The organism is Thermovirga sp. (genome assembly GCF_017656375.1).
Lineage (GTDB): Bacteria > Synergistota > Synergistia > Synergistales > Thermovirgaceae > Thermovirga.
Genome location: NZ_JACDOB010000059.1, coordinates 1 through 3,924 on the forward strand (window position 1 = coordinate 1; position 3,924 = coordinate 3,924).

Here is a 3,924-nt window from a genome sequence, read left to right on the forward strand (position 1 = left end):
CGGACAGTGATATTGTCACCCTGTAACGGGACAGAGAAAATGTCACCATGAGAAAGGGTTGTCAAAGAGCAACAAAACCCCTTCTAAAGTTTCATTGTGGATAGATTAAACATTATTTTAGCTATTCTGTTTAGGGGACATGGTGGCACTTGTAGAAAAAATTAGAGACCGGCACTGCTGAAAAAAAGGGGGGGGAGGATGGATAACACATCCCCCCCTCAAGTAAGGAGTGGTGATCAATGTTTGGCGGCTTTTTGTGTAGGTTCGTTTTTGAGCGAGTTTCTATATGGACAGGCAAGGCAGTTGCCAGAACACGAATGCCCTTCGGGTTTTACTACCAGTGTTTTATAGATAGATCTTACTGATGTTATAAGTGCTATACCTACGATGCCTATGATTATTATGCTCTCGAGCATGTTAGATTCCTCCTAACTTATTCCTATACCAAGCAATCTTCCTATTTGGTAGACAAGCGTGGTTAACGTATAAGCTAAAATTGTTAGTCCTCCTAGTTGGAATAAAGCCCAACGCCAGGAGTTGCTTTCTCTTTTTGTTATAGCTATGGTAGCCATGCATGGTGCGCTTATGAGGCAAAATAACATTATGCAGAAGCCAACCAAGGGAGTGTAGGTGTTCCTGAGTTTATCGCGCAACGTTTGAGATTCTTCATCAGCCTCACCAATGGAATATATGATGCCCATTTGAGAAACAAACACTTCTTTCGCAGCGAAAGCCCCGATGAGTGCAGTACCTATTTTCCAGTCAAATCCCATAGGTTTTAAAACAGGTTCCATTGCATGGCCTATGCGGCCGGCGAGGCTATTGCTCAATGATGCCTCTAATTCCTCGTTATTAATCGCCGCTAACTCCGCTGTTTTTTCATCATCTGTAATGTTCGCAAGAACGATTTGGTTACGTGCTTTCTCAAATTGGGCAACTTCATTCTCTGGCAAGCTGGGGAAAGTAGTCATAGCCCATAAGAGAATTGATATTCCAAGAATAATAGTCCCGGCTTTCTTTAAATATAACCAGCAGCGTTCCCACATGTGGATGAAAATTCCCTTAAGTGTAGGCACACGGTACGGCGGAAGTTCCATTACGAAAGGCATGGATTCGCCCTTGAGGATTGTCCCGCGAAGAAGTTTTGCAACAATGATGGCAAGAATGATGCCGATAAGGTAGATTGACCAAAGAATTGTGCCGTGTTGGGATTCCGGGAAGAATGCAGGGATAATGAGAGTGTAAATCGGAAGCCGTGCCCCACAACTTATGAGAGGAAGCACAAGCATCGTCACAAGCCTATCACGTCGATTTTCTATCGTGCGGGTTGCCATGATAGCAGGCACTGTGCAACCGAAGCCTATGAGCATAGGTATAAAGCTTTTCCCATGTAGCCCTATTTTGTTCATTAGACGGTCCATTATAAAAGCAGCTCTAGCCATATAACCAGAATCCTCTAATATTGCTATAGCGAGGAACAGTAACATAATGTTCGGGAGAAAAACGAGCACCCCTCCGACACCGCCGATTATTCCATCTATGAGAAATGACTTTAGCAACTCATACGAACCTGATGACCAGGAACTTTCTATCCAACCAGCTAACCAACCAAAAAATTCCTCAATCCATCCCATGAGTGGATCTCCAAGGGTGAATGTCAATTGGAAGACAAGATACATTAAGCCTAAAAATATAGGTATGCCCAAAACTCGGTTTGTTACTACGGTGTCTATTTTGTCTGAGATAGTATGTTTAATCTCTATTGTAGAGCGTACCATCTCCTGACATGCTCCAGATATAAAACCATATCTTGCTCCCGCAATTGCAGTTTCTGAAGATTCACCTAATATTTCTTCAATACGAGAAATGCTCTCCTCGACTTGTTTTATCACCTCAGGCGAAGCAGAGTCTACAATTTCATGGATGTTTTTATCCTTTTCGAGGAGCTTTAGGGCAAGCCAACGAGGAGAATATTTATCGGTAAATAAGTTGTGTTTTTCTATTAGGTCTTTTACTTTGGTTATTTCTTTTTCGATTTCGTACCCATAATTGATGTGATCGGTAATTATATGGTTTGCTTTTGACCTTTTAGAAGCCGTTTTTACTGTGGCTTCTAAAAGGTTCTCGATCCCTTTCCCTTTATGTCCTATGGTCTCCACTACGTGGGCGCCGAATAGTTGAGAAAACTTTCTGACGTCTATTTCGTACCCTCGACTTTTCGCAGTGTCGGTCATATTCAAGACCAAAACTAGAGGGGCCCCGAGCTCCATAAGTTGAACGGTTAAATACAGATTCCTTTCAAGGTTTGAGGCGTCCAGTATATTTACGACTACATCTGGCTTTTCCTCTATTATGAAATTTCTTGCGATTACCTCTTCTGTAGAATACGCGGTCAAACTATAGGTTCCTGGCAAGTCGATGATTTTCATCTCAGTGCCTTTGTAACGGCAAAATCCTTCTTTGCGCTCCACGGTTACCCCTGGATAGTTTCCTACGTGTTGTCGTGCCCCTGTCAACTCGTTGAATATGGTGGTTTTACCGGAATTAGGGTTTCCTGCTAGAGCCACCACTATTTTATCCTTCATGAAAACCTTACCTCCCGTATTTTTTGTTATTACTAAGATTTATTGCTTGATGCCTCATGGCATTTTGCTTGTGAGCCAGGTTGCTGCATAATTACCGGCTATTACGAAAATGGCTATTATAAAAGTCTCTAGTGCGGCTTTTGTGTTTGCAGATCTAAGGATTGCAGCAGCTAAAAAGTCAGTGAAAACGGCAAACATAAGTCCTACTGCGAGTCCTCCCTACTGTTTGCGATATTCCTAAAATATTTAGGTATGCCGAAAATAGTTTTCAAAAAAAATTAGCCTATTTGCTTGACTAATATTTTCTCTGCCATTCCCTGGCCCAACATCATGGAGCTTCCCATTACAGAGATCAATAGAGGGCCACGAGAAGAATTTCTTAATACGTTAATTTCTACCCCTGGGATTAACCCCATTGCAGATAACCTGCTTCTTAATTCGTGCCCACCTTCTATTGAGACGAACCTGGCACGTTTCCCCGTTTGTATTGACGACAGTGGCATCAGAGACATTTCCAATTTTTTATGGTAGTAATTCCACTTCAACTTCTTCAGCCTCTTCCTTTCTGATTGAAAGATGATAGCCTTTTACCTTAACATCAATTGGATCTCCTAAAGGTGCTAGGCGCTCAACCTCAACTACAGAGCCTGGAGTTATTCCCATTTCTACGATTCGCTTGTTTGTCGCTCCCTTGGCTTTGACTTTGACGATTTTCCCTCGCTGTCCAGGCTTCAAATCCTTTAACTTTCTAACTGTTATCATCTTCTTCTGACCTCCTTGCCGTTTTTGTTTTACTTCTTCTAGAGTTAAAGAGATGCATTTTTCGCAGTTATCCCACGTATTTCCCTGATCGCAGTAGTAACTGAAACCTTTTACCCATTTAGATCCGGCTCTTGGGCACACCTCGATGAATTCCGCAAATTGGATGAACCTTTCCAGAATTATCTTAGGAATGGAATGTTCCATCAGACATGCAGCTTCGTCAGCGTCGTGTTCATTGACTGCTAAGACGTTGACGAAGAAATCACGAAGAACTTCATGGCGGCGAATAACATCTTTCGCAATAGCTTTTCCTTTAGGTGTCAGCGTAACCACATCATAAGGAGCATAGTTGACCAAGTCCTTCTCGGCGAGGGACTTAAGAGCTCCCGTTACAGATGAGTTGCTTACCTTTAATCGTTTTGCAATATCTTTAGGCTTTGCCGCTTGTTTTTCCGTAATTATGTGAAAGATAGCTTCCAGATAATCTTCTAAGCTTGCCGTTACTGTAGTACTTAATTGCACATCACTCACCTCGTAATTTTTAAGCATCGCTAAAAGTTTACGGTGCGCCTAAAAA

5 protein-coding genes are annotated in these 3,924 nt (G+C 42.2%); all 5 read right to left on the reverse strand.

The genetic code is table 11. The features are described from left to right. Positions 1-236: 236 nt before the first annotated feature. Complete coding sequence (locus H0Z23_RS08610; protein WP_296869038.1) at positions 237-416, reverse strand: FeoB-associated Cys-rich membrane protein; 180 nt, start codon at positions 414-416, stop codon at positions 237-239. Between the two features lie 12 nt (positions 417-428). Then, positions 429-2,585: a ferrous iron transport protein B gene (gene feoB / locus H0Z23_RS08615; protein WP_296869039.1), complete on the reverse strand. Its 2,157-nt coding sequence runs from the start codon at positions 2,583-2,585 to the stop codon at positions 429-431. 54 nt (positions 2,586-2,639) lie between these two features. Further along, positions 2,640-2,783 carry a hypothetical protein gene (locus H0Z23_RS08620; RefSeq protein ID WP_296869040.1) on the reverse strand — a complete coding sequence of 48 codons (144 nt, stop codon included), beginning with the start codon at positions 2,781-2,783 and terminating at the stop codon, positions 2,640-2,642. A gap of 80 nt (positions 2,784-2,863) precedes the next feature. Next, complete coding sequence (locus H0Z23_RS08625; protein ID WP_296869041.1) at positions 2,864-3,097, reverse strand: FeoA family protein; 234 nt, start codon at positions 3,095-3,097, stop codon at positions 2,864-2,866. Between the two features lie 10 nt (positions 3,098-3,107). Beyond that, on the reverse strand, positions 3,108-3,878 hold the full coding sequence (locus H0Z23_RS08630) for a DtxR family transcriptional regulator (protein WP_296869042.1): 771 nt from the start codon (positions 3,876-3,878) through the stop codon (positions 3,108-3,110). Positions 3,879-3,924 lie beyond the last annotated feature (46 nt).